This is a genomic window from Vibrio sp. 2033 (genome assembly GCF_033339735.1).
Genome location: NZ_JAWOVC010000369.1, coordinates 1 through 339, shown reverse-complemented (window position 1 = coordinate 339; position 339 = coordinate 1). Strand labels below are relative to the sequence as shown.

The 339-nt window shown below is 49.6% G+C and carries 1 protein-coding gene; it reads left to right on the top strand.

The window, feature by feature from the left end; translation table 11 throughout:
- On the top strand, positions 1-339 hold a 339-nt coding region (locus R7P74_RS26645; protein WP_318123660.1), incomplete at both ends, for an outer membrane protein assembly factor BamB family protein.

The following is a 339-nucleotide window of genomic DNA, read 5'->3' as shown; positions in this document are numbered from 1 at the left end:
ACATCTTTGCATCGGTTCTGAAAATGGTGAAGTGATTGCACTAAGCCAAGAAACTGGTGAAATCATTTGGCGCATTAAAGTCGGTGGTGAAGTTCTGGCGAAACCCGTTGCGGATTCAGGCTTGATCATCGTAAATACCAGCCGTGGTATGTTGATTGCTTTGGATGAAAGCTCTGGTGAGCAGCGCTGGGCACTAAGTACTGAAGTTCCAAACCTGACACTACGCGGAGACAGCACTCCAACTGCGATTGGTGGTGGTGTTTTCTGGGGTACGGCAAATGGTCGACTAGCCGCAGCGATTGTGGAGCGTGGTCAGCTTATTTGGCAACAACCAGTAGG